Source organism: Streptomyces colonosanans (assembly GCF_001866645.1).
Lineage (GTDB): Bacteria > Actinomycetota > Actinomycetes > Streptomycetales > Streptomycetaceae > Streptomyces > Streptomyces colonosanans.
The window spans coordinates 1-22,969 of record NZ_MLYP01000064.1 but is presented as its reverse complement, the minus strand read 5'-3'; the positions used below and the strand labels follow the sequence as shown (position 1 = coordinate 22,969).

Below are 22,969 nucleotides of genomic sequence, written 5' to 3'. Positions count from 1 at the left end.
CTGCCAGATCCGACGCGACAGATCCCAGGAGTCACGCCACAGATGGACAGCCTCGCCCTGACCTCGCTGCCCGACCTCTGGGACCGGGTTTTCGCAAGCCAGCCCGACCCCGACCGGTGGGTGGTGATCGCCACCCTGGTCGCCGCGCTCGCCGTGGTCGTCCCGCACGGCTTGTGGCGGGTGGCGCGCAATGCCATCACCATCGCGCACGAGGGCGGTCACGGGCTGGTGGCGCTGCTCACCGGCCGCACCCTCACCGGTATCCGGCTGCACTCCGACACCAGCGGCCTCACCGTCAGCCGCGGCAAGCCGTACGGCCTCGGCATGATCCTCACGGCCGCCGCCGGTTACACCGCTCCCCCGCTCCTCGGCCTCGGTGGCGCGGCACTGCTCGCCGCCGGGCACATCACCCTGCTGCTGTGGCTGGCCACGGCGCTGCTCGTGGTGATGCTGGTGATGATCCGCAACGCCTACGGGGTGCTGACCGTCGTCCTCACCGGCGGCATGTTCCTGCTGGTGTCATGGCTGGCCGGCCCGCAGGTGCAGGCGGCCTTCGCGTACGCGGTGGTGTGGTTCCTGCTGGTCGGTGGCGTACGGCCGGCCTTCGAGCTGCAGACCAAGCGGGCACGCGAAGGGGCCCGGGACTCGGACGCGGACCAGTTGTCGCGGCTGACCCATGTGCCTGCGGCTCTCTGGCTCTTCCTGTTCCATACGGTGTCGTTGTGCTCGGTGATGGGGGGCGGACGGTGGCTGCTGGGGGTCTGACGAGCCTGGTTCCCTCCATGACCGCACGTGCCCGCGCATGGCTGCACGGCCCGTTCCGCCCCCTGTACCCGGCAAAGGTCTCGCCGGTGTCTCACGGCTTTTGATCAAGATCTCCGTGCCGGGCCAGCCACTAACTTTTGATCAAGATCTCCGTGCCGGGCCAGCCACTAAAGTGGAACGCATGACCGTAAACCCCGCACACACCGCCCTCTGGCCCGCCCCGCACGCGAGCGAAGCCGTCGATGCGACGGTCCACGTGCCCGGGTCCAAGTCGGTCACCAACCGCGCCCTCGTCCTCGCGGCCCTGGCCTCCGAGCCCGGCTGGGTGCGCCGCCCCCTGCGCTCCCGCGACACCCTGCTGATGGCCGCCGCCCTGCGTGCGATGGGCGTCGGTATCGAGGAGACGGTGACGTCCAGCTCCTCCGTCGCGGGCGGTCCGGACGGCTCCGGCGAGACCTGGCGCGTGATCCCGGCCGCCCTGCACGGCCCGGCCACGGTCGACGTCGGCAACGCCGGCACCGTAATGCGCTTCCTGCCCCCGGTGGCCGCCCTCGCCGACGGCCCCATCCGCTTCGACGGCGACCCGCGCTCCTACGAGCGCCCTCTGAACGGCGTGATCGACGCCCTGCGCGTCCTCGGCGCCCGCATCGACGACGACGGCCGCGGCGCGCTGCCGCTGACCGTGCACGGCAGCGGCGCGCTGGACGGCGGCCCGGTGTCGATCGACGCGTCCTCGTCCTCCCAGTTCGTGAGTGCCCTGTTGCTGTCCGCCCCGCGCTTCAACCAGGGCGTCGAGGTCCGCCACACCGGCTCGACGCTGCCCTCCCTGCCGCACATCCGGATGACCGTCGACATGCTGCGCGCGGTCGGCGCCCAGGTGGACACCGCGGAGTCGGGCGGCGAGCCCGACGTCTGGCGGGTCACGCCGGGTGCCCTGCTCGGCCGTGACCTGATCGTCGAACCGGACCTCTCCAACGCCCAGCCCTTCCTCGCGGCCGCCCTGGTGACCGGCGGCACGGTCGTCATCCCCGACTGGCCGGCCCGCACGACCCAGCCCGGCGACCGGCTGCGCGAGATCTTCACGGAGATGGGCGGTTCCTGCGCACTGACGGAGCGCGGTCTGGAGTTCACCGGTTCGGGTGCCATCCACGGCATCGACGTGGATCTGAGCGAGGTCGGCGAACTGACGCCCGGCATCGCGGCGGTCGCGGCCCTCGCGGACTCCCCCTCCACCCTGCGCGGCGTGGCCCATCTGCGTCTGCACGAGACGGACCGCCTGGCCGCGCTCACCAAGGAGATCAACGAACTGGGCGGCGACGTCACGGAGACCGCCGACGGCCTGCACATCCGCCCGCGCCCTCTGCACGGCGGGGTCTTCCACACGTACGACGACCACCGCATGGCCACCGCGGGCGCGGTCATCGGCCTGGCGGTCGAGGGCGTGCGGATCGAGAACGTCGCGACGACGGCCAAGACACTGCCGGACTTCCCCGATCTGTGGACCGGGATGCTGGGGAACTGACGGGCGGACTGGAACCATGCGCCGCTACGGCAAGCACACCGACGAGGACGACATCCGGACCCGCCCGAACCGCAAGGGCAACCGGCCTCGGACGAACATCCGCCCCAAGCACGAGGACGCCGCCGAGGGCATGGTCCTCACCGTCGACCGCGGCCGGCTGACCTGCCTCGTCGACGACCGTACGATCGTGGCGATGAAGGCCCGCGAGCTGGGCCGCAAGGCCGCGGTGGTCGGCGACCGTGTCGCCCTCGTCGGCGATCTGTCCGGTGCGAAGGACACCCTGGCCCGCATCGTCCGCATCGAGGCGCGCGCGTCCCTCCTGCGCCGCACCGCCGACGACGACGACCCCTTCGAGCGCGTGGTCGTCGCCAACGCCGACCAGCTCGCCATCGTCACCGCCCTCGCCGACCCCGAACCGCGCCCGCGTCTGATCGACCGCTGTCTGGTCGCGGCCTACGACGGCGGCCTCGAACCCCTGCTGGTGATGACCAAGTCGGACCTCGCCCCGCCCGACAAGCTCCTGGAGCTGTACGGCGCGCTGGACATCCCGTACGTGGTCACCAGTCGCGGGGAGCTGGAGAGCGGGAACGCGGCGGACCGGGTGCGCGAGCATCTGGACGGCAAGATCACGGCGTTCGTGGGGCACTCCGGCGTGGGCAAGACAACGCTGGTCAACGCGTTGGTACCGGAGGACCGGCGACGTACGACGGGCCAGGTGAACGCGGTGACCGGCCGGGGCCGGCACACCACGACCTCGGCGCTCGCGCTGCCGCTGCGGGCGACGGAAGGCTGGGTGGTCGACACCCCGGGCGTCCGCTCCTTCGGCCTCGCGCACATCGACCCCTCGCGGGTGATCCACGCCTTCCCGGACCTGGAGCCCGGCACCGAGGGCTGCCCTCGGGCGTGCAGCCACGACGAACCGGACTGCGCGCTTGACGCATGGGTGGCCGAGGGGCACGCGGATCCGGCGCGGCTGTACTCCCTGCGCCGGCTGCTGGCCACCCGGGAACGGAGGGAGGGGGACTGACCTCCGCGTTGTTTGGGCCCTTGGAATGCAGGTAAGTGCTTACTCGCACCGGCCGGGCCGGATTCGACCAGACGGAGCAGTCGACGTGGGGACCACGGGAGGACGAAACATGGCGTGGCTGCTGGTCGTCGTGGCCGGGCTTCTCGAGACCGGATTCGCCGTCTGCCTCAAGCTCTCGCACGGTTTCACCAGACTGTGGCCCACGATCGCGTTCTGCTGCTTCGCCCTCGGCAGCTTCGGACTGCTGACCCTCTCCCTGAAGAAGCTCGACGTGGGGCCGGCGTACGCGGTGTGGACAGGCATCGGCGCTGCCGGGACGGCGATCTACGGCATGGTCTTCCTCGGCGACCTGGTCTCCACACTGAAGATCATCTCGATCACACTGGTGATCGCGGGTGTGATCGGTCTGCAGCTCTCGGGGGCGGCTCGCTGAACGCGGGGCGCACTTCTTGCGGGCGCTGGGTTGTGTGCGGCGGCTCCGCCACGTGAGCGCGACCGGCGCCCCGGCCACACCGCACCCGGGTACTCACGATCCCCGGCGCCCCGGCAGGCGCGCCTTTCACCGAAGCTGCCGCGGCAGGGCATGGCGTACCAGCTCCGCGACTCCGCCCTTCCCCGGCGGTGCCGCGACGCACGACACCGAGAGCCGGACGACCAGCTCACACGACCGGGTCAGCTCGGCCATGTCCGCCGTACTCATCCCGGGCCGGGCCACCGCGGCGACGACGCGGTCACGGACCAGGGCCACGAGGTCCGCCGGGGACGGCAGCGGGCCGTCGGCCCGGCGCTGCGCGGGCACGGCGGAGATGGTGGACGGCACGGCCGCGAGCGTGGGCGACGGCAGCCGTTCGCTCCAGCAGCCGATGAGCATGGCGCGGACGAGGGCGTTGCCCCGGGCGGCCGACGCGGTCCACTCGGCGGCCGCGGCCAACCGCTCGCGGGCCTCTGTGTGAGCGGCGAGCGTGCGCTCGACACCGGCGAGGTAGCCGTCGGCCTCCCGGCGCACCAAGGCCCGGGCGAGCCCCTCCTTGCTGCCGAACTCGTTGTACAGCGTCTGGCGGGAGACATTGGCCACGGCGGCCACGTCCACCATGCGTACGGCGGACCACGGGCGGCGCGCGAGCGCCCTGTAGGCGGCGTCCAGTAGGGATTCCCGCGCTGCAGGCATCATCGCCTCCCTCGGGGCCGGCGGCTGTGACGCACAGGTTTGACTCGCGTTCAAGCACTGTCAAGGGTTCGCGGCGGCGCCCGGGGGCGCGTATCGGCCATCGCACACCGTGATCGCACGACGGCCGCTGATCACTTGCCTCATGGAGATCCGCCGGACCATGTGGCCGTTCCCGTCAGGGGGCGGATACCGTTCGGTCATGGCCGACTATCTCGATGACCTGCGTCTCGCTCATGTGCTCGCGGACGCCGCCGACGCCGCGACCATGGACCGGTTCAAGGCTCTCGACCTCAAGGTCGAGACCAAACCGGACATGACGCCGGTGAGCGAGGCCGACAAGTCCGCCGAGGAGCTGATCCGCGGCCAGCTGCAGCGCGCCCGGCCCCGCGACGCGATTCTCGGTGAGGAGTACGGCATCGAGGGCACGGGGCCGCGCCGCTGGGTGATCGACCCGATCGACGGCACCAAGAACTATGTACGCGGTGTGCCGGTGTGGGCCACGCTGATCTCCCTGATGGAGGCGGGCGAGGGGGGCTACCAGCCCGTCGTCGGTGTCGTCTCCGCACCCGCGCTGGGCCGCCGCTGGTGGGCCGCCAAGGGCCACGGTGCGTTCACCGGCCGCAGCCTGTCCGCCGCGTCCCGGCTGCACGTCTCGCGCGTCTCGCAGCTGTCCGACGCGTCCTTCGCGTACTCCTCCCTCTCCGGCTGGGAGGAGCAGGGCCGCCTCGGCGGCTTCCTCGACCTGACACGCGCGGTGTGGCGCACCCGCGGCTACGGCGACTTCTGGCCCTACATGATGGTCGCCGAGGGCTCGGTCGACATCTGTGCCGAGCCCGAGCTGTCCCTGTGGGACATGGCGGCGAACGCGATCGTCGTGACCGAGGCGGGCGGCTCCTTCACGGGCCTCGACGGCCGCCCGGGCCCGCACAGCGGCAACGCGGCCGCCTCGAACGGCCTCCTCCACGACGCCCTGCTCGACCATCTGGGCGGTCGGTACTAGGGCCTGTTCTGAGTTCCCCGTCGTCCGCGCGGAGCGCGGGCGCAGCGGCGTTCGGTGCGTGCGCTCGGCGTGCGGTGTCGCAGGTCATGTGGCGGAGCCACCTGTCCTGCGGCGCCGTGCGGCATGGGGGTCCCCTGCCCGAGCGAAGCCGAGAGCTTGGGGGAGTGCGTGCCGGGCGTCGGGGCGCCGACGGGGAACTCAGGACAGGCCCTGGTGAGGAGCGGCCTCGTGGGGGCACCTGCCGCTCTGGGGGTCCCCCTGCCCGGAAGAGCTTGGGGGAGGCGTGCCGGGCGTCGCGACGGGGCGAACGATGCCTGTTGGGCACTCGATACCAGGGCAGGACATCAGGGGTGCTCATGTGCACCCGGCGCGCCCCTGAACTCACTACGTGCGCCCTCTTGTTGACCCGCACTTTGCCTGCGACTCTGAGAGTCCCTCACTTGTGAGCTTGTGAAGCGCGGAACAGGTGCCTCCGGTGGAGACGAACCGGACGGGTCCAAGGCCCTGAGCCCGTGCGTCCCCAGGAGGTGGCTCCGCCCATGCTGGTCCGCGACGCCATGAGCACGGTGGTCCTCACCATCGGCCCCGCACACACCCTCCGCCAGGCAGCAGCCCTGATGTCCGCCCGCCGCGTGGGCGCGGCCGTGGTCCTCGACCCGGACGCCGGAGGCCTCGGCATCCTCACCGAGCGTGACATCCTCAACTCCGTCGGGCTGGGCCAGAGCCCGGACACCGAGCGGGCCCACGCCCACACCACCACGGACGTCGTGTTCGCCGCGCCGTCCTGGACCCTCGAAGAGGCCGCGCGTGCCATGACCCACGGCGGGTTCCGCCATCTGATCGTCCTCGACCACCAGGAGCCCGTCGGCGTGGTCTCGGTCCGCGACATCATCCGCTGCTGGGCACCGGCCCGGCCGCGCGTACCGGCCGCCGCCCACTAGTGCTGTGACCGGAAGGGTTCACCGGCTCGCGACGCCCGGCACGGCACTCCCCCAAGCTCTTCGAGCAGGGGACCCCCACGCCGCGTTGTCGCATCACCCGAGTACAGCCAGTACGCGGGTGATGCTCCGCCTTGCGATGCTCCCCCACTACCTGAAGGGCGTGGGAGGTTCCCCCGGCACCGGACGCCGCGAGCTTCCCGGCAGACCTTCCCGGTCACAGCACTAGCCCTCTCATCACCCACCGGCCGCGGACGCGCGAACGGGCCGGAACCCGCACAGGGGTTCCGGCCCGTTCCCTCCGGCAAGCGGTCCAGCCTGGTCAGCCGCGCAGAACCTGGACTGCGGCCTCCAGACGCTTGCCGAAGTCTCCGTCGGCCTGACGGAAGTTGCCGATCGCGCGCTCGGCGATGTCGTCGCGCGAGACCTTCGAGATGAAGCCCGCCAGGTTGGCGATCAGTCGCTCCTTCTCGCCCTCCGACATCAGGCGGTAGAGGTTGCCCGCCTGCACGAAGTCGTTGTCCTCGGAGTGGACCGGCGCCTCGTGATTGCCGGTGCCGGCCGTGAAGTTCGACGTCGACTGCCACAGCGGCTTGTCCGTCTGGAACGGACCGCCGAAGCTGTTCGGCTCGTAGTTCTTCGCGCCCTTGTGGCGGCCGTCGTACAGGAAACCGTCACGGGAGTTGGTGCGCGCCTCGGTGGCATGCGGACGGTTCACCGGCAGGTGGTCGGCGTTGATGCCGACGCGGTAGCGGTGGGCGTCGCCGTACGCGAAGAGACGGCCCTGGAGCATCTTGTCCGGGGAGGGACCGATGCCCGGCACGAAGTGCGCGGGGCTGAAGATCGACTGCTCGACCTCGGCGAAGATGTTCTCCGGGTTGCGGTTGAGCTCCAGCTTGCCGATCTCGATCGGCGGGTAGTCCTCGTGCGGCCACACCTTGGTGAGGTCGAACGGATTGAAGCGGTAGGTGGCCGCGTCGGCCGCCGGCATGATCTGGACCTGCACGGTCCAGGTCGGGAACTCGCCGCGCTCGATGGCCTCGCGCAGATCGCGCTGATGCGAGTCGGGGTCCTCACCGGCGAGCTTGACCGCCTCTTCCTGGGTGAGGTTCTTGATGCCCTGGTCGGTCTTGAAGTGGTACTTGACCCAGAAGACCTCGCCGGCCTCGTTGTTCCACTGGTAGGTGTGCGAGCCGTAGCCGTTCATGTGACGGTACGAGGCCGGGATACCGCGATCGCCGAACAGCCAGGTCACCTGGTGGGTCGACTCGGGCGACAAGCCCCAGAAGTCCCAGACGTTGTCCGCCTCCTGCGAGCCCGTGTACGGATCGCGCTTCTGGGTGTGGATGAAGTCGGGGAACTTGATGGCGTCCTTGATGAAGAACACCGGGGTGTTGTTGCCGACGAGGTCGTAGTTGCCCTCTTCGGTGTAGAACTTCAGCGCGAAGCCACGGGGGTCGCGGACGGCGTCCGCGGCACCGAGGTTGCCGGCGACGGTCGAGAAGCGCAGAAACGTCTCGGTCTGCTTGCCGACCTCGGAGAGGAACGCGGCGCGGGTGTACCGGGTGACATCGGCGGTGACCGTGAAGGTGCCATAGGCGCCCGCACCACGGGCGTGCACGACACGCTCGGGGATGCGCTCACGGTTGAAGTGGGCGAGCTTCTCCAGAAGGAGCTGGTCCTGGACGAGAACCGGGCCGCCGACGCCCGCGGTCTCGCTGTTCTGGTTGTCGGCGACCGGAGCACCGGCCTCCGTCGTGAGCGGTCCTTGCGACACGTGCGCCTCCTGCGTCATTCCTGACCAACCTGCCCCTTGGCTAAATCCGAGCTCGATCCTACAATAGACAATGTCTAAGTCAAGCTGTGCTCCAAAGTAACACCCGTTCGGAATCTAGTCCTCTTGCTGTTAGGCTGGTCTGTATGAGTGACCTGTTGGAACGGCTGCGCGGACGCGGATGGCGGATGACCGCGCAGCGGCGCGTGGTGGCCGAGGTCCTCGACGGTGAGCATGTTCATCTGACAGCCGACGAGGTGCATGCCCGGGCCGTCGCCAAGCTGCCCGAGATCTCCCGGGCGACCGTCTACAACACGCTGGGTGAGCTGGTCTCCCTCGGCGAGGTGCTCGAAGTGAGCACGGACAAACGCGCCAAGCGGTACGACCCGAACGCGCACCGGCCGCACCACCACCTGGTGTGCGCCCGCTGCGGCGCGATCCGCGACGTCCATCCGACCGGCGACCCGCTGGCCGACCTCCCCGACTCGGAGCGCTTCGGCTTCGCGGTCTCGGACGTCGAGGTGACGTACCGCGGACTGTGCCCGAGCTGCTCGGCCGCGTAACCACTGCTTCTCTCAGGCCCCGGCACCTCTGAGGCGCCGGGGCTCTTCGCTGCGCACGGCACCTCCACGGCCCGCGACCTTCCGGGCGCTTGCCCCTGCCTGCGGAATTCCCGAATCTGACGTGCCGTCACGTCGAACACGTACTTCGCGACGGACTGCACGACAGGTCCGTAGATCATCGACCGTAAACGCCTCGAGGCCGGAACCCTTTCGGATTCCGGCCTCGAGTCATCAGTAGCGGGGACAGGATTTGAACCTGCGACCTCTGGGTTATGAGCCCAGCGAGCTACCGAGCTGCTCCACCCCGCGTCGGTGAACGCAACATTACGTCAAGGACGCGGACGGAAGCAAATCGCTTCCCTCATGCCGACAACTCCTGCCGCAGTGCATCCCGCAGTCGCGCCGCACGCTCGGCCACCTCGGCGGGCCCCAGCGACACCGCCCGGTCCGCCCACCGCTGCCCCTCCACCAGCTGTCCCTGGCGCGCGTAGACGAGGGCCAGCCGCAGGGCAGCCCGGCCGTGCCCGGCGTCTGCCGCCCGCGTCCACCACAGCGCGGCCTCCGGCTCGCTCCCCTCCCGTGCGAGCAGCAGCCCCAGGTTGAACGCGCCGTTCCGCGACCCGGCCTCCGCCGCCTGCCGGTACCACCGCGCCGCCTCCACGACATCGCCCCGCGCGGCGGCCAGCATCCCGACCCGCACCTGCGCCCGCCGGTGCCCCTGGGCTGCGGCCCGCTCGTACCACTCCTCGTACTCGCTCTTCTCGTGCGACGGCTCGCCCAGCTCATGCGCGGGCCGCGGCGGCCGACGCGCGTCCAGCAGCGTGGCCAGCCGGTAGGCGGCCTCCGCGCTGCCACCGCCCGCCGCGCAGCGCAGATGCCGCTCGGCGGCCCGCTCGTCACCCTCCCGCAGCCGCGCGATCCCGACCTGGAGCGCCGCCTCGGCGTGCCCGGCCGCCGCCGCCCGCTCGTACCACCCCAACGCCGCTTCGACCTCGCCCCGTCCGGCGTGCAGGATCCCGAGGTTGAACGCGGCGTCCACGCTTCCCGCCTCGGCGGCCTTGGAGAACCACGGTTCGGCACCGGTCGCGTCCCCGCCCTGCAGCAGCAGGATCGCGAGCGCGTTCGCGGCCTCACGGTGTCCGGTGTAGGCGGCCCGCCGGTACCACTGCTCGGCCTGCACGGTCCGGCCCTGCTCGGCGCAGAGCAGCCCGAGGTTGTACGCGCCGTTGACGTCTCCGGCATCCGTCGCCGCCCGGTACCACCGCTCGGCGGTCTGCGTCTCGCCGCGCTCGGCGTGCAGCGCGCCCAGCGCGTTGGCGGCATTGCCGTCACCCTCCCGAGCGGCCCGCAGCCACCAGACGGCGGCGTTCTCCGCATCCCCCGCGTCCCGCAGCAGGAAGCCGAGCGCACAGGCGGCCCGCGCCTCCCCGTCCTTGGCGCTGGTCAGATACCAGCGCCCGGCCTCCTTGACGTCGCCCCGCCGCTCCAGGATCGCCCCGAGGTGCAGCGCGGCCCGCTGATGCCCGCGCGCCGCGGCCTGCCGGTACCACTGTTCGGCCTCGTCGAGCACGGACGCCTCGACACCCTCGGTGCCGTCGGCCCCCTGCTCGCGCGGGGTCCTGCGGTCGAGTGCCCGCGCCAGCCGGTAGGCGGCCTCGCGGTGCCCGCGCTCGGCGGCGGCCCGCATCCACCGCTCGGCGCCGTCGTCGCCACGGTGTTCCAGCAGATCCGCGAGGGCGTACGCGCCGAGGGTGTGCCCCTGTTCGGCGGACTGGCGCAGCCAGTACTCGGCGGCGGGCTCGTCCCCGCGCTCGCGGTGGTGCCGTCCGAGCGCGTGCGCGGCCGCGGCGGAGCCGGCGACGGCGGCGATCCGCCACCAGCCGGCGGCCTCCTCGGCATATCCGCGCTGGTGCAGGAGGACACCCAGGTTGTTGGCGGCGGCGCGGTCACCCGCGGCGGTGGCGGCGCGCAACTGGGGCTCGGCTCCGTCGAGATCGCCGCGACGCAGCAGCATGGCCCCGAGGACGCTCATCGCCTCGACGTCGCCGGCTTCGGCAGCGAGCCGCCGACGCGCCTCCTCGGCGGCCTCGCCGGTCTCGTCCCGCTCAGCGGGCTGCACAAATCGCCCTGTCCCGTACAGAGTTGCCTTGTCCCCCATAACGTCCATCGTCGCACCACCTGCAACCCGGGTACACCTGGTATACCGCAGCCAGTGAGGTCACTTCAGCGTTTTGTCGACATGCCCACAGAGAGACAAGTCAAACACAGAACGGCCAACTACCCTCGCAAGGAACCGCACTTCACGCGACACACCAGGTCACACCGCATGCCTCGTCGTGTCGCACACACGTCGAGGGCCCGGATCCATGATCAGGATCCGGGCCCTCGACTTCAGTAGCGGGGACAGGATTTGAACCTGCGACCTCTGGGTTATGAGCCCAGCGAGCTACCGAGCTGCTCCACCCCGCGCCGTTGTGAGACAACCGTATCACGGCGCGGGGAGAGCTCCTTGATCAGCCGCCGTCTGAGCTGCTGCTCGGACTCGGACTGCCGCTCGGCGCGGTGGACGGGCCGCCGGTGTTCTTACCGCGGCCACTGCCGCCGGACTTGTCGGCCTCGGACTGTGCCTTCTCGGCCCGCTGCAGCGCGTCCTCGAGGTCCTTCTGGGCCTTGTCGTACGCCGTGAAGTCAGGCTTCTTGAGGGCCTCCTGGCCCGCCTCGAAGGCCTTCTGGGCATCGCGCAGCGCCTGCTGGACCGTCGGGTTGCCCGGTGCCGGCTTGCTGTTCCCGCCGGTGCCCTCCTTCGGCGGCGGGCCCGAAGCCTCCGCTCCGAAGACCTTGGTGAGCGCCTGGTCGAGCGTGTCCTCGAACGCGGTGGTGCCGCCGTAGGACACCAACACCTTGCGCAGCAACGGAAGCTTGAGCTGACCGCCGCGTACGTACACGGGCTCGACGTACAACAGTCCACCGTCGAGCGGGACGGTGAGCAGGTTGCCGTACTCGACCTGCGAGTCGCCGCCCTTCAGTAGCCTGATCGACTCGGCGATGCTCTGTTCGGAGTTGAACTGGCTCTGGACCTGCTTCGGCCCGTCGACCGTTCTGCTCGTCGGCAGCTTCAGGATCCTGATCTTGCCGTAGTCACTGGTCCCCGCCTCGGCGTTGACCGACATGAAGGCACCCAGGTTGTCGCGGCCGTTCGGCGTGAACGTCGTCGTCAGGGAGAACGCCTGCGCCTGCTGGTCGGGCATCTTCATGCTCAGGTAGTACGGCGGCACCGCGCTGCCCGACTGGTTCGTCGGGTCGTCCGGCACCTGCCACACCTCGCTGCCGCTCAGGAACGTCTGCGCGTCCTTGACGTGGTAGCGGGTCAGCAGCTCGCGCTGCACCTTGAACAGGTCCTGCGGGTAGCGCAGATGGGACATCAGCGCCGGCGAGATGTCACTCTTGGGCTTCACGGTGCCCGGGAACGCCTTCATCCAGGTCTTCAGGACCGGGTCCTGGGCATCCCACTGGTAGAGCTTGACCTCGCCGGTGTACGCGTCGACGGTCGCCTTCACCGAGTTGCGGATGTAGTTGACCTGGTTCTGCTGCGCCACCACCGCGCGCTGGTTGTTGCCCGCGGTCAGCGAGTCGGCCGTCGTGTCACCAAGGGTCGTACGGGAGGCGTACGGATACCCGTTCGTCGTCGTGTACGCGTCTACGATCCACTGTATCTTGCCGTCCACGATCGCCGGGTAGGCGTCGCCGTCGATGGTCAGCCACGGCGCGACCGCCTCCACGCGCTCCTTGGGCGTGCGGTTGTACAGGATCCGCGAGCTGTCGTCGATGGCACCGGAGTAGAGGATCTGCGGCTCGCCGAACGCCACCGCGTACGCGGCCCGGTTGAACGGATTGGAGAGGCTGACCCCGCTCTTGCCCTGATAGCTGGTGGTCTTCTCGCCGTTGTCGTCGGGGTAGTCGATCTCCTTCTGGGGACCGCCGACGATCGAGTACGTGGTGGTCTTCTCCCCGTAGTACACCCGCTGTTCGTAGGTGGGCAGGTCACCAGTGGTGGGCAGGTTGGACTCGGTGAAGACCGGCTGGCCGTTCCCGTCGGCGTCGGTGCCCTTGGCGGCGACCATGCCGAAGCCGTGCGTGTAGCGGAAGTGGTCGTTGATCCAGTTCCGCTTGGAGGCGGGGATGCCCGCGAGGTTCAGCTCGCGCAGGCCGACGACCGTGTCCTGGTCCTTGCCGTCCTTGCCGTAGCGGTCGACGTCCAGGTTGGTCGGGAACGCGTAGTAGTTCTTCATCTGCTGGAGCTGCGTGAACGTCGGGGAGACGACGTTCGGGTCCAGCAGACGAATGCTCGCCGTGGCGTCGACCACGTCGCGCAGCTTGCTCTTGTCCTTGCTGTCGCTCCTGCCCTGGTACTCGGTGACCTGGGCGTCGGCGATGTCGTAGGCCTGGCGGGTCGCCTTGAGGTTCTTCTCGACGTACGGCGCTTCCTTGGCCTGCTCGTTCGGCTGGACCTGGAACTTCTGGACGAGCGCCGGGTACAGCCCGCCGATGAGGATCGCGGAGAGCACCATCAGGCCGAAGCCGATAACGGGCAGCTGCCAGGTACGCCGCCACAGGGTGGCGAAGAAGAGCAGCGCGCAGATGACCGCGATGCAGAACAGGATCGTCTTGGCCGGCAGGTAGGCGTTGGCGTCGACGTACCGGAGGCCCGTCCAGTCGCCGGTCGCCTTGAAGTCACTGGACTTGACCGCGAGGCCGTACCGGTCGAGCCAGTAGGCCACCGCCTTCAGGGCGACGAAGACACCCAGCAGCACCGACAGGTGCCCGGTCGCGGCGGCCGTGGCGCGCGATCCCGGGGAGGTGATCCTGAGGCCGCCGTACAGGTAGTGGGTGAGCGCGGCGGCGATCAGCGACAGCACGGTGGCGGCGAAGCCGAAGCCGAGCAGGAAGCGGTACCAGGGCAGGTCGAAGGCGTAGAAGGCGACGTCCAGGTGGAACTGGGGGTCCTTCTGGTGGAAGGGCACGCCGTTCACCCACAGCAGCCACGTACGCCACTGGCCGGCCGCGGATGCGCCGGAGATCAGGCCCACCAGGGCGGTGATCCCGATCAGCAGCCACCTCTTGTAGGGCGCGATCCCCATCCGGTAGCGGTCGAGGTTCTGCTGCTCCATGGACATGGCGCTCAGCGGGGGACGCATCCGGTGCGCGAGCCAGATGTTGAGGCCGACCGCGACCGCCATCAGGAGACCGAAGACGAAGAAGAGTCCGATCTTGGTCCACAGCGTGGTGGTGAAGACGGACGAGTAGTTCACCGATCGGTACCAGAGCCAGTCCGTCCAGAAGCCGGCGAACATGATGAACGCCATGCCGAGGACGACGAGGACCCCCAGTGTCATCAGCAGGGTCCGGGCTCGCCGGGACGGGCGGCCCACTCTGATCCGTGGCCCCGTCGGGCCTCCGCCACGGTCCGGCATCTGGAAAGCCAAGGTGCGCACCTCGAAGTTCGCTGTTGAATACGTCAGGCCCCCGTGAACGCGGACCATGGACGAGGCTCCACCATCGTGAAGCCTCACCTATGCAACTTACTGGCGCTTTACTCGGTTCCCGTTTCCAGGGGAGAACGAGGCAGGATTGTGACCATGTCCAACACTCCCATGGCAGCGAGCCCCCTCACCCGGGCCGTACTCGAGATCGACGAGTACGTCTCCGGCCTCGGCTGGGACCAGCCCGCTCGCCTCTTCGCCCTCGTAGACACCGCGCGGCTGCGGACCCAGGAACCCTTGCTCGCGGCCCAGCTCGGCCTGGAGGACGAGTCCGGGACCTCCGGTCTCACCCCGATCGAGCAGGAGGAGATTCCCCCCGGCAGGCCGCTGGACGAGTTCCTCGGCACCATCGCCTGGCCCGACGCGGTGGCCGGCTGCGCGCTCACGGTGGAGCGGCTGATGCTGCCGCCGGCCGCGGAGACCCAGGTTCCGCAGGGGCTGAGCGGAAAGAAGCTGACCCGGTGGGTCGCCGAGCACCCGGACCGCCAGGAGGTGCGCATGACGGTGGCGGTGCTGCGGGACGGCACGCGCGAGACCGCGCTGCGGTTGCGCGAGAAGGACTCGCCGACGGAGGTGCTGACGGGGCCCGAGCTGGTGCCGGGCCTTGCGCAGGCGCTGTCGGCAACGTTCGAGGACTGAACGTTCCGCGGTTGTGCGGCTGGGGCTCCCGGGGATTCCGGGCGCCCCTGCCCTGTGAAGGTGCTGCCCGTCAGCCCTTGGTGGTGCACTTCGGCAGGTCGGCGGTCGTCCCGGTGCGGATGTCCTTGAGGGCGTGCAGGGCGTCCTCGATGGTGTTGACCTTGACGAGCGTGAGCCCCTCGGGGGTGTCCTTCGCGGCGGCCGCGCAGTTGTCCTTGGGGGTCAGGAAGTACTGGGCACCCTTGCTGCGCGCGCCGGCGATCTTCATCTCGACGCCGCCGATCGGCCCGACCCGGCCGTTGTCGTCGATGGTGCCGGTGCCGGCCACGAACTTGCCGCCGGTGAGGTCGTCCGGGGTGAGCTTGTCGACGATGCCGAGGGCGAACATCAGACCGGCGCTGGGGCCGCCGACGTCGGCCAGCTTGATGTCGATGGTGAACGGGAACGTGTGATCGGTCCCGGCGGCGATCCCGACGATGGCCCGCTCCTGGCCGCCGTCCTGGGACTTCGTCGTGGTGATCGTCACATTCTGAGTCGTGGTGGCCGTCTTGTGCGCCTTCACGGCGGCGGCCTGCTCCTTGGCGGGCACGATCGTGAACACGACGTCCTGTCCGGGCTTGTGCTTGGTCACCAGCTTGGAGACGTCGCCGGGCGCCTTCACGGCGGTCCCGTCGACGGCCTTGATGACGTCACCGGCGTGCAGCTTGCCCTCGGCGGGCGACCCCTTGAGGACGGTGGAGACGATCACCCAGGACGTCACGGGGACGTGCAGCTCCTTCAGCGCGGCGACCTTGGCGCTCTCCTGGGACTGACTGAACTCCTCGGCGTTCTCCTGGCTGGACTGCTCCTCGGTCTTGCCGTCCGGGTAGAGCGTGTCGTGCGGCACGACCTTACTGTCATGCGCGAGCCATCCATAGATGGCCTCGACAAGGTTCATGTTGTAGTCGGCACTGGTGACCCTGACGGTGGTCATGTTCAGATGGCCGCTCGTCGGGTAGGTCTTGCGCCCGGAGATCTGCAGCACCGGCTCGCCGTTGTGCTCGGCCAGGGTGTTCACCGTCGGCCCCGGGGACATCTCCGAGTACGGCACTTTGATGAACACTCCCGCGCACAAGAGCGCGATCAGCATCAGGGTGGAAGCGAGCATCGTCGCGGTGCGGCGTGGCATGGCACGACAGTACGGGACTGTCCTGTCAACGCACCTCTGGGGCCGTCCGCACGAAAAGGCCCCCCTGGGGCCCGGAAAGCCCTCAGCTTCCCGAGTGGGACTTCTCCATGGCCTCGCGGAACCGTGCGTATCCGGCGAGCTCGGAGCCGTCGCCCAAGGCCGTGCGGTTGCGACTGGCCCAACTTCCCCACAGTCCGGCACCGATCGCAGCCAAAAGCGGAATCAGCAACCAGGCGAGCGCCGCCATGCCGACCTCCCAAACCCATGAGCGTCCGCAGCTGACTGATCAGCAGATTAATCATCCGCACTGACAACGCTCACGGCCGGGGTGCGGTTACGCAAGCGGAGGCCGAGTGAGAGCTCGATTGACCCTATGAGACGTATGAGCCCTATGAGAGGTATGTGAGGGAGACGCGGGGGTCAGTGGAGCGCGGCGGGGATCAGCAGGCCCCCACCCACTCCTCCGTCCCGTCGGAGAACCTCTGGTGCTTCCAGATGGGCACCTCGTGCTTGAGATCGTCGATCAGCTTGCGGCAGGCGTCGAAGGCCTCGCCCCGGTGGGGGCACGACACGGCGACGACGACGGCGAGATCACCGACGCGCAGGCCCCCCACCCGATGCACGGCCGCGAGCGCCCGCACCGGGTACTCGGCGACGACCTTCTCGGCGACGCGCCGCATCTCGGCCTCGGCACTGGGGTGGCACGAATAACCGAGCTCGTCGACATCGGCTCCGCTGTCGTGGTTCCGTACGGTCCCGGCGAACAGCGCGGTCCCGCCGGCGGCGTCGTCCCCGACAGCCCGGAAGACCTCGTCGACGGAGAGCGGGGTGTCGCGGATCGCGAGCAGCTTGATGGGCTCGTCCGCCGCCTGCTCACCGGGGTGATCGCTGTGGGGTGCCATGCCCCCATCGTGCCGTATGCCCCTGACACTGAGAAAGGGACGATCACCCAGCACACGCGCGTGCTGTTCGGCGCCTTCTCCATACGACGGCGGCACGGCCGGATTCACACGACTGCGCGCCGGTGCCTCCCGGATCCGCACGCCGCCCCCCCGGGAGCCTTCCTCCCTCCAGGGGCCGCCCGGGAGGCGCCTTTACATGCGCCGTCGGGCCTTCCGCGCCCGGCGTACCACCGCTGCCGCGCCCAGCAGGGCGACCGTCGCGCCGGCCGCGCCGGCCGCCGTCGCGTCCTTGCGTCCGAGGCGTCGCCCCGCCACGGTGTGCCGCCCGGCCACCTCCTCCAGCAGCTCCTCGAGAACCTCCTCGTTCGTCCACTGCGGCCGCCACCCGGCGTCGTGCAGCCGGCTCCCGCTGACCACCCAGGGGTACATCGTGTACGCCAGGTCCCCGGCGGGCGAGGGCGTGAGCCCGATCCGGTGCAGCCGGGCCGCCGCCCCCAGAGCGACCGCGGACGGCAGTTCCATCCGCCGGATCCCGCTCAGCTCCTCGACCTCCTCCTGCTCCAGCCAGCCGTCGCATCCGACAGCCAGTTCCCCGTCCACCTTCTCCAGAACGGCGTACTCCAGAGCACTGCACAGATCCTCGACGTGGCAGAACTGCCAGGCCGGCCGCGACCCGGCCACCACCAGCAGCCGCGGCGACTCGAAGTACCTGGTCAGCGCCGTGTCCGTGCCCCCGACCAGCACCGCCGGCCGTACGACCGTGACGTTGAGTCCCGGATGGGCCCGCGGCGCCCGCCGTGCGAGCCGCTCGATCTCCAGCAGGTCCCCGACCCCGGTCGCCTCCGCCGTCGCCCGCAGTTCGGCATCCTCGGAGAGCGGCAGTTCGTTGTCCGGCAGCGCCCCGTAGACCATGGCGGACGTGCACAGCACCACCCGGTGCACCCCGGCCGCCGCGGCGGCGGTCAGCACGGTCTGCGTCCCCCGGACGTTGTATGCCGTGCGCGCCGCCGCGTCCGTCTCCAGATCCAGGTCGAGGGCCAGGTGCACCACGACATCCGCACCCCGCAGCTTCTCCGCGATCGCCGGATCCCGCACGTCCAGGATGTGCCACTGTGCCGCCGCGCACTCCCCGCGCCGCTCGTCGATGGCGACGACCTGCTTGATCTCGTCGCACTCGGCGAGCCGCTCGACAAGCAGCGCGCCGACACCGGTCGCCGCGCCGGTGACCGCGACGACGGGCCCGCGGACGACGGAGGAATCGCCGACACGCAGCGCCGCCGCCCGAGGGCTGCGGTCGGCCGACGATCGGGCTGAATGGTTTCGCGCTGCGCGAACCTGCGGATCTGGGGAACTCACCGGGCGTCTCCAGCGGTTGTCTTCAGTACGGACGCGGAGCACGCGTGCGTACCAGGTGGCATCCATCCTGCCGCAGGCCAGGAGTGGGCGAAGCACTCAGGCTCGATCCGGCTGAGGTGTCTACGCTGGTGGTGTTGTCGGGCAGCCAGCCGCCGGAACGAACCGGTGGCCTTACCAGCCGAGGAATCCCGTGAGTAACACCCCATTCGGATTCGGCCTTCCGCCGGAGGAGCCGGAGAACGGCGACGAGGGCAAGAAGAAGGACCAGCAGAGCGGCGGTGGCCAGGGACCGGCCAACCCGTTCGGATTCGGGTCGCCCGGAGCCGGCGGCGCCGGCGCCGACAACCCGCTCGCCGCGATGTTCGGTTCCCTGAACCCCGCGGACCTGGGCGCCGCCTTCCAGCAGCTGGGCCAGATGCTCTCGTACGAGGGCGGCCCGGTGAACTGGGACATGGCCAAGCAGATCGCCCGCCAGACGGTCTCCCAGGGCACCCCGGACGGCACGAAGGACGCGAGCGTGAACCCCGGCGAGCGCTCCGCGGTCGAGGAGGCCGTCCGCCTCGCCGACCTGTGGCTCGACGACGTGACGTCGCTGCCGTCCGGCGCCGGCTCCGCCGTGGCCTGGAGCCGCGCGGAGTGGGTCGAGGCGACCCTGCCGGTGTGGAAGGAACTCGTCGACCCGGTCGCCGAGCGCGTCGGCGCGGCCATGGGCGACGTCCTGCCGGAGGAGATGCAGGCCATGGCGGGCCCGCTGATCGGCATGATGCGCTCCATGGGCGGCGCCATGTTCGGTACGCAGATCGGGCAGGCCGTCGGCGTGCTCGCCGGCGAGGTCGTCGGTTCGACCGACGTCGGCCTGCCGCTCGGCCCGGCCGGCAAGGCCGCGCTGCTGCCCCTGAACATCGAGGCGTTCGGCAAGGACCTCGGCGTGCCCAAGGAAGAGGTGCGCCTGTACCTCGCACTGCGCGAGGCCGCTCACCAGCGCCTGTTCGCACATGTGCCGTGGCTGCGCTCGCACCTGTTCGGCGCGGTCGAGGGCTACGCCCGCGGCATCAAGGTCGACACGGCGAAGCTGGAGGACGTGGTCGGCCAGTTCGACCCGCAGAACCCGGAGGAGCTGCAGCAGGCGCTCCAGCAGGGCATGTTCCAGCCGGAGGACACGCCGGAGCAGAAGACGGCCCTGGCCCGGCTGGAGACGGCGCTGGCGCTCGTCGAAGGCTGGGTGGACGCGGTGGTGCACGCGGCCGCGAAGCCGCGCCTGGCATCCGCGGACGCGCTGCGCGAGACCCTGCGCCGCCGTCGTGCCACGGGCGGTCCGGCCGAGCAGACGTTCGCGACGCTGATCGGCCTGGAGCTGCGCCCGCGCCGCCTGCGCGACGCCTCGCGCCTGTGGGCTTCGCTCACGGACGCGCGCGGTGTGGACGGCCGGGACGGTCTGTGGGCCCACCCGGACATGCTGCCGACGGCGTCCGACCTGGACGACCCGGACGGCTTCGTGCACCGCGAGCAGCTGGACTTCTCCGAGCTGGACAAGATGCTCGGCGAGGCGGCGGGCGGCGGCTCCACCGAGAAGCCGGACCTGAAGAAGGACGAGGGCGACAAGGGCGACGACGCCGAGTGAGCCTCCACGACGACGCGGTCCTCGTACTGAAGGGCTACGAGGACCAGCAAGAGTTGCGCGAGGTCTATCTGGACCACTTGACGGCGCACCCGGACGGCATGTGGAAGGCCTGTAAAGACGGGCACATCACGGCGAGCGCCCTGGTGATCGACCCCGAGCGCGGCCGCGTTCTGCTGACCCTCCACAAGAAGCTGCGGATGTGGCTGCAGACGGGCGGCCACTGCGAGCCGGTCGACGGGACGCTGGCCGCGGCCGCTCTGCGCGAGGCGACCGAGGAGTCGGGCATCGAGGGAGTGACCCTGCTGCCCGGCGGTCCGGTGCGCCTGGACCGCCATCACACGCCGTGCGCCTGGCACCTCGACGTCCAGTACGCGGCGCTCGCCCCGGCCGGAGCCGTCGAGGCGATCAGCGACGAGTCCCTGGACCTGCGCTGGTTCGCGTACGACGAGGTCGCGAACGTGGCGGACGCCTCGGTCGTGCGACTGCTGGAGGCGGCGCGCGCCGCTCTCTGAGGGCACGACAGGCGAGGTGTAAGGGGTGACCGCCCGAGCGACGGCCACCCCTTACCCGCGCTCAGCTCCAGACGTTGCCCTGGTTCTGCGCCCGCGCCCCCTGCTGGCCCATGCCGTACTGGGCGCGCAGCCCCTGCCCGATCACCGCGTTCTGCGGCGGCAGCAGCTCGCTCGGCTGCACGAGCGCGTATCCGCTGCCCATGAAGCTGAGTTCCCAGCCCTCCCCGGTGTTGCCGCGGCGGCGCCACACCCCGGAGGAATGCGTCTGGGCCTGCATCTGAACGCGCAGGCCGGTGGACCAGGCGACGATCGCGTCGGCGTCGCAGTTGACGTACGTGTCCGGCGTGACCTGCATCAGCAGGGGTACGCCGGACGTCATCAGCGCGACCCTGCCGCGGCCGGTGATGTTGAGCTGGTACTTGCCGGAGCCGGAGATGCCGTACAGGCTGTCCACGGCGATGATCTCGTAGTGCAGCGAGGAGTCCATCGCCAGGACGTAGCCGCTGTCGACGGTGAGCCCTTCCTGCTCGACGTCCATGATGTGCACGTACTGGGCGAGGTTCGCGAGGTAGACGGTGCCCTGCCCGTGGCAGCGCATCAGGTCCAGGCCCTCCCCCGTGTGCGCACGCGCGCGGTGCTGACCGTCGCTCTGGTACTCGGCGTCGAACTCGACGAGCCCCTGGTAGGCGACCATGGTGCCCTTGCGTGCCAGGATGTCGTCGTGGCCCTCCAGCAGGACGCGCAGCATCTGCGGGTTCTGCAGGCTGTAGCGCTCCTGGGTCTGCTGCTCGTTGTAGGCGAAGAGCGTGCTCTGCATGGTGTGCGGTTCCCCCTCAGCCCCGGATCCGGAGGCGGTCGGTGCTGTCCTCGCTGGGCTGGACGACCACGATGCCCTGCCCGGAGAACGCCATCTGGTACGCCTCTCCGCTGCCGCGCCCGATGAGCGACTGCGCCTTGAAGCTGCGCTTGCCCTTCACCTTCAGGTTCGGGGACCAGGCGACGAGGGCGTCCGGGTCGACGTACGTCTCGTCCTCGCCGCTGCCGCAGTCGACGACGATCGGCGTGCCCCGCGAGGTCAGAGCGACCCAGCCCTGGCCGGAGATCCTGGTGTTCCACAGGCCCTGCCCGGTGAACTTGGCGAGGCCCTTGACGCGTTCGACACCCCACTGCAGATGTGCGTCCAGGGCGAGCAGGTTCGTGGCGTTGACGGAGATCGCGTCCCCGTCCAGGTTGATGACGACGACGTTCGCCCCGTAGTCGGCCAGGTAGAGCAGACCGTCACCGGAGCACTTCATGAGGGGCGCACCCTCACCGGTGATCCAGTCCCGTGCGATCTGGCGCACAGCGGAAGGGTTGGGCTCGTACTGGATGAACCCTTCGTAGGCGACCATGGACCCCACGCGCGCGAAGAGGTCGTTCCCGGTCTGCATGGCGACCTTCAGCATGTGACTGCCGTGGTTCTCCATGCGGGCGGTGACGGGTGCGGGGGCGAAGCCCGCGAGCGGCTGGTTCATGACGGGCTCCCTCAGACCTCGTAGGGCTGGACGACGACGAAATTGCCGGGGGCGGCACGGAACTGCAGGTTGACGCTCTCCCCGGTGTCTCCGGCGTAGGCGTTGCGGCGCATCCGCACCTGGCTGGAGACGATCACCTGGGCGGCGGCGGACCAGGCGACGACGGCGTTGCAGTCGGCGAACGTCGTCGGGGTGACGGGCAGCACCACGGGCGTGCCGTGTGTCTTCACGACGATCGTGCCGGTCCCCTGGAACTGCAGGGTGAACAGTGCACCCCCGGGGATGCTGTGTCCCTCGATACGCCGGACCTCGTACTGGAGGGACTCGTCGAAGGCCAGGACGTTCTGTGCGGAGACACAGATCGCGTCTCCCTGGAGTTCGATCGGGTGCAGATGGGTGGCGTCCTCGGCGAGGAACACCTGCCCCTGGCCCGTGCAGCGCATCAGTTGCAGCTCCTGGCCGGTCGCGTTGCCCACGATCCGCCCGGCGATACCCGCGCCCTTGTAGCCGAAGTCGACCTTGCCCTGGTAGAGCACCATGCTGCCCTGCCGGGCCAGCACGGGCTGGCCGCCGATGCCGAGGTCGACACGGACGAGCTTCTTGTTCTGCTGGGTCCAACGCTGCCCGGTGGGCGTCTCCTTGAAGGCCTGCAGTGCGGCGGCCACACCGGCACCGCCCTGCGGGGCACCGTACGGGGAGGGGGCATGGCCCGGATGCCGGCCGTACGGGGCCGGCTGCCCGTAGCCGGGGGGCGGCGGAGTCTGCTGCCCGTAACCGGGCGGCATCGGGGCCGGCGGCTGCCCGCCGTATCCGGGTGGCGGGCCGGGTGGCTGGGCGTGCGGTGCGGGGCCCGGCGGTGGCACGGTTCCGCCCGGCGGGGCGGTCAGGGGCGCGACGATGGTGGGCGCGGTGTGCACGAACGGCGCGGGCGCCGGGGTGGGGGGCGTGGCGACCGGGGGC

21 protein-coding genes and 2 tRNA genes are annotated in these 22,969 nt (G+C 70.2%); 10 read left to right on the top strand and 13 right to left on the bottom strand.

Annotated features, from left to right (window positions below):
* Nucleotides 1-42: 42 nt before the first annotated feature.
* The 4 genes from BIV24_RS24495 to BIV24_RS24480 all read left to right on the top strand — a co-directional run bounded on the left by BIV24_RS24495 (nt 43) and on the right by BIV24_RS24480 (nt 3,747).
* On the top strand, nt 43-765 hold the full coding sequence (locus BIV24_RS24495) for a M50 family metallopeptidase (protein ID WP_071368594.1): 723 nt from the start codon (nt 43-45) through the stop codon (nt 763-765).
* Between the two features lie 181 nt (nt 766-946).
* A complete protein-coding gene (gene aroA, locus BIV24_RS24490; protein WP_071368593.1) occupies nt 947-2,287 on the top strand; it encodes a 3-phosphoshikimate 1-carboxyvinyltransferase in 1,341 nt (446 codons plus the stop codon).
* Between the two features lie 16 nt (nt 2,288-2,303).
* Nucleotides 2,304-3,314, top strand: coding sequence for a ribosome small subunit-dependent GTPase A (gene rsgA, locus BIV24_RS24485; RefSeq protein WP_071368592.1), 1,011 nt, complete (start codon nt 2,304-2,306; stop codon nt 3,312-3,314).
* 109 nt (nt 3,315-3,423) lie between these two features.
* On the top strand, nt 3,424-3,747 hold the full coding sequence (locus BIV24_RS24480) for a DMT family transporter (protein WP_071368591.1): 324 nt from the start codon (nt 3,424-3,426) through the stop codon (nt 3,745-3,747).
* 126 nt (nt 3,748-3,873) lie between these two features.
* Here the strand turns inward: BIV24_RS24480 and BIV24_RS24475 are convergent, their stop codons facing one another.
* Nucleotides 3,874-4,485 (bottom strand): TetR/AcrR family transcriptional regulator, encoded by a 612-nt coding sequence (locus tag BIV24_RS24475; RefSeq protein WP_177198808.1) that lies wholly within the window; start codon nt 4,483-4,485, stop codon nt 3,874-3,876.
* Nucleotides 4,486-4,681: 196 nt separating this feature from the next.
* On the opposite strand from BIV24_RS24475, the gene hisN reads away from it, so the two are divergent.
* On the top strand, nt 4,682-5,482 hold the full coding sequence (gene hisN, locus BIV24_RS24470) for a histidinol-phosphatase (protein WP_071368610.1): 801 nt from the start codon (nt 4,682-4,684) through the stop codon (nt 5,480-5,482).
* 539 nt (nt 5,483-6,021) lie between these two features.
* On the top strand, nt 6,022-6,423 hold the full coding sequence (locus BIV24_RS24465; RefSeq protein WP_071368590.1) for a CBS domain-containing protein: 402 nt from the start codon (nt 6,022-6,024) through the stop codon (nt 6,421-6,423).
* Nucleotides 6,424-6,742: 319 nt separating this feature from the next.
* On the opposite strand, the gene BIV24_RS24460 is transcribed toward BIV24_RS24465, so the two are convergent.
* The gene (locus BIV24_RS24460) at nt 6,743-8,215 is read right to left on the bottom strand and encodes a catalase (RefSeq protein WP_071368589.1); all 1,473 of its coding nucleotides are present in this window, start codon (nt 8,213-8,215) and stop codon (nt 6,743-6,745) included.
* A 125-nt stretch (nt 8,216-8,340) separates the two neighbouring features.
* Between BIV24_RS24460 and BIV24_RS24455 the strand changes: the two genes are divergently transcribed.
* A complete protein-coding gene (locus BIV24_RS24455; protein ID WP_071368588.1) occupies nt 8,341-8,757 on the top strand; it encodes a Fur family transcriptional regulator in 417 nt (138 codons plus the stop codon).
* Nucleotides 8,758-8,992: 235 nt separating this feature from the next.
* Here the strand turns inward: BIV24_RS24455 and BIV24_RS24450 are convergent.
* The 4 genes from BIV24_RS24450 to BIV24_RS24435 form a co-directional block, all read right to left on the bottom strand.
* Nucleotides 8,993-9,066: transfer RNA gene (locus BIV24_RS24450), tRNA-Met, on the bottom strand.
* 52 nt (nt 9,067-9,118) lie between these two features.
* Nucleotides 9,119-10,924, bottom strand: coding sequence for a tetratricopeptide repeat protein (locus BIV24_RS24445; RefSeq protein ID WP_071368587.1), 1,806 nt, complete (start codon nt 10,922-10,924; stop codon nt 9,119-9,121).
* 228 nt (nt 10,925-11,152) lie between these two features.
* Nucleotides 11,153-11,226: transfer RNA gene (locus tag BIV24_RS24440), tRNA-Met, on the bottom strand.
* A gap of 44 nt (nt 11,227-11,270) precedes the next feature.
* Nucleotides 11,271-14,228, bottom strand: coding sequence for a UPF0182 family membrane protein (locus BIV24_RS24435; RefSeq protein WP_071368609.1), 2,958 nt, complete (start codon nt 14,226-14,228; stop codon nt 11,271-11,273).
* 165 nt (nt 14,229-14,393) lie between these two features.
* Here BIV24_RS24435 and BIV24_RS24430 point away from each other — a divergent pair, with 165 nt between their 5' ends.
* Entirely contained in the window at nt 14,394-14,936 is a 543-nt protein-coding gene (locus tag BIV24_RS24430) for a PPA1309 family protein (RefSeq protein WP_071368586.1), read from the top strand.
* A 70-nt stretch (nt 14,937-15,006) separates the two neighbouring features.
* Here the strand turns inward: BIV24_RS24430 and BIV24_RS24425 are convergent, their stop codons facing one another.
* From BIV24_RS24425 to BIV24_RS24415, 4 genes are all read right to left on the bottom strand, one after another.
* Nucleotides 15,007-16,104 (bottom strand): YlbL family protein, encoded by a 1,098-nt coding sequence (locus tag BIV24_RS24425; protein ID WP_071368585.1) that lies wholly within the window; start codon nt 16,102-16,104, stop codon nt 15,007-15,009.
* 82 nt (nt 16,105-16,186) lie between these two features.
* Nucleotides 16,187-16,351 carry a hypothetical protein gene (locus BIV24_RS34565; protein WP_177198807.1) on the bottom strand — a complete coding sequence of 55 codons (165 nt, stop codon included), beginning with the start codon at nt 16,349-16,351 and terminating at the stop codon, nt 16,187-16,189.
* A 193-nt stretch (nt 16,352-16,544) separates the two neighbouring features.
* Complete coding sequence (locus tag BIV24_RS24420; protein WP_071368584.1) at nt 16,545-17,006, bottom strand: molybdenum cofactor biosynthesis protein MoaE; 462 nt, start codon at nt 17,004-17,006, stop codon at nt 16,545-16,547.
* Nucleotides 17,007-17,198: 192 nt separating this feature from the next.
* The gene (locus BIV24_RS24415) at nt 17,199-18,362 is read right to left on the bottom strand and encodes an SDR family oxidoreductase (protein ID WP_071368583.1); all 1,164 of its coding nucleotides are present in this window, start codon (nt 18,360-18,362) and stop codon (nt 17,199-17,201) included.
* A gap of 190 nt (nt 18,363-18,552) precedes the next feature.
* Here BIV24_RS24415 and BIV24_RS24410 point away from each other — a divergent pair, with 190 nt between their 5' ends.
* Nucleotides 18,553-19,983, top strand: coding sequence for a zinc-dependent metalloprotease (locus BIV24_RS24410; RefSeq protein ID WP_071368582.1), 1,431 nt, complete (start codon nt 18,553-18,555; stop codon nt 19,981-19,983).
* Nucleotides 19,980-20,495, top strand: coding sequence for an NUDIX hydrolase (locus BIV24_RS24405; RefSeq protein ID WP_071368581.1), 516 nt, complete (start codon nt 19,980-19,982; stop codon nt 20,493-20,495). Before BIV24_RS24410 ends, BIV24_RS24405 begins: the two co-directional genes overlap by 4 nt.
* Before the next feature lie 61 nt (nt 20,496-20,556).
* On the opposite strand, the gene BIV24_RS24400 is transcribed toward BIV24_RS24405, so the two are convergent.
* The 3 genes from BIV24_RS24400 to BIV24_RS24390 all read right to left on the bottom strand — a co-directional run.
* Nucleotides 20,557-21,312, bottom strand: coding sequence for an AIM24 family protein (locus BIV24_RS24400; RefSeq protein WP_071368580.1), 756 nt, complete (start codon nt 21,310-21,312; stop codon nt 20,557-20,559).
* A gap of 16 nt (nt 21,313-21,328) precedes the next feature.
* Complete coding sequence (locus BIV24_RS24395; RefSeq protein WP_071368579.1) at nt 21,329-22,009, bottom strand: AIM24 family protein; 681 nt, start codon at nt 22,007-22,009, stop codon at nt 21,329-21,331.
* Between the two features lie 11 nt (nt 22,010-22,020).
* Nucleotides 22,021-22,969: AIM24 family protein (locus BIV24_RS24390; RefSeq protein ID WP_143064654.1), on the bottom strand; the 949-nt coding region annotated here is incomplete at its 5' end.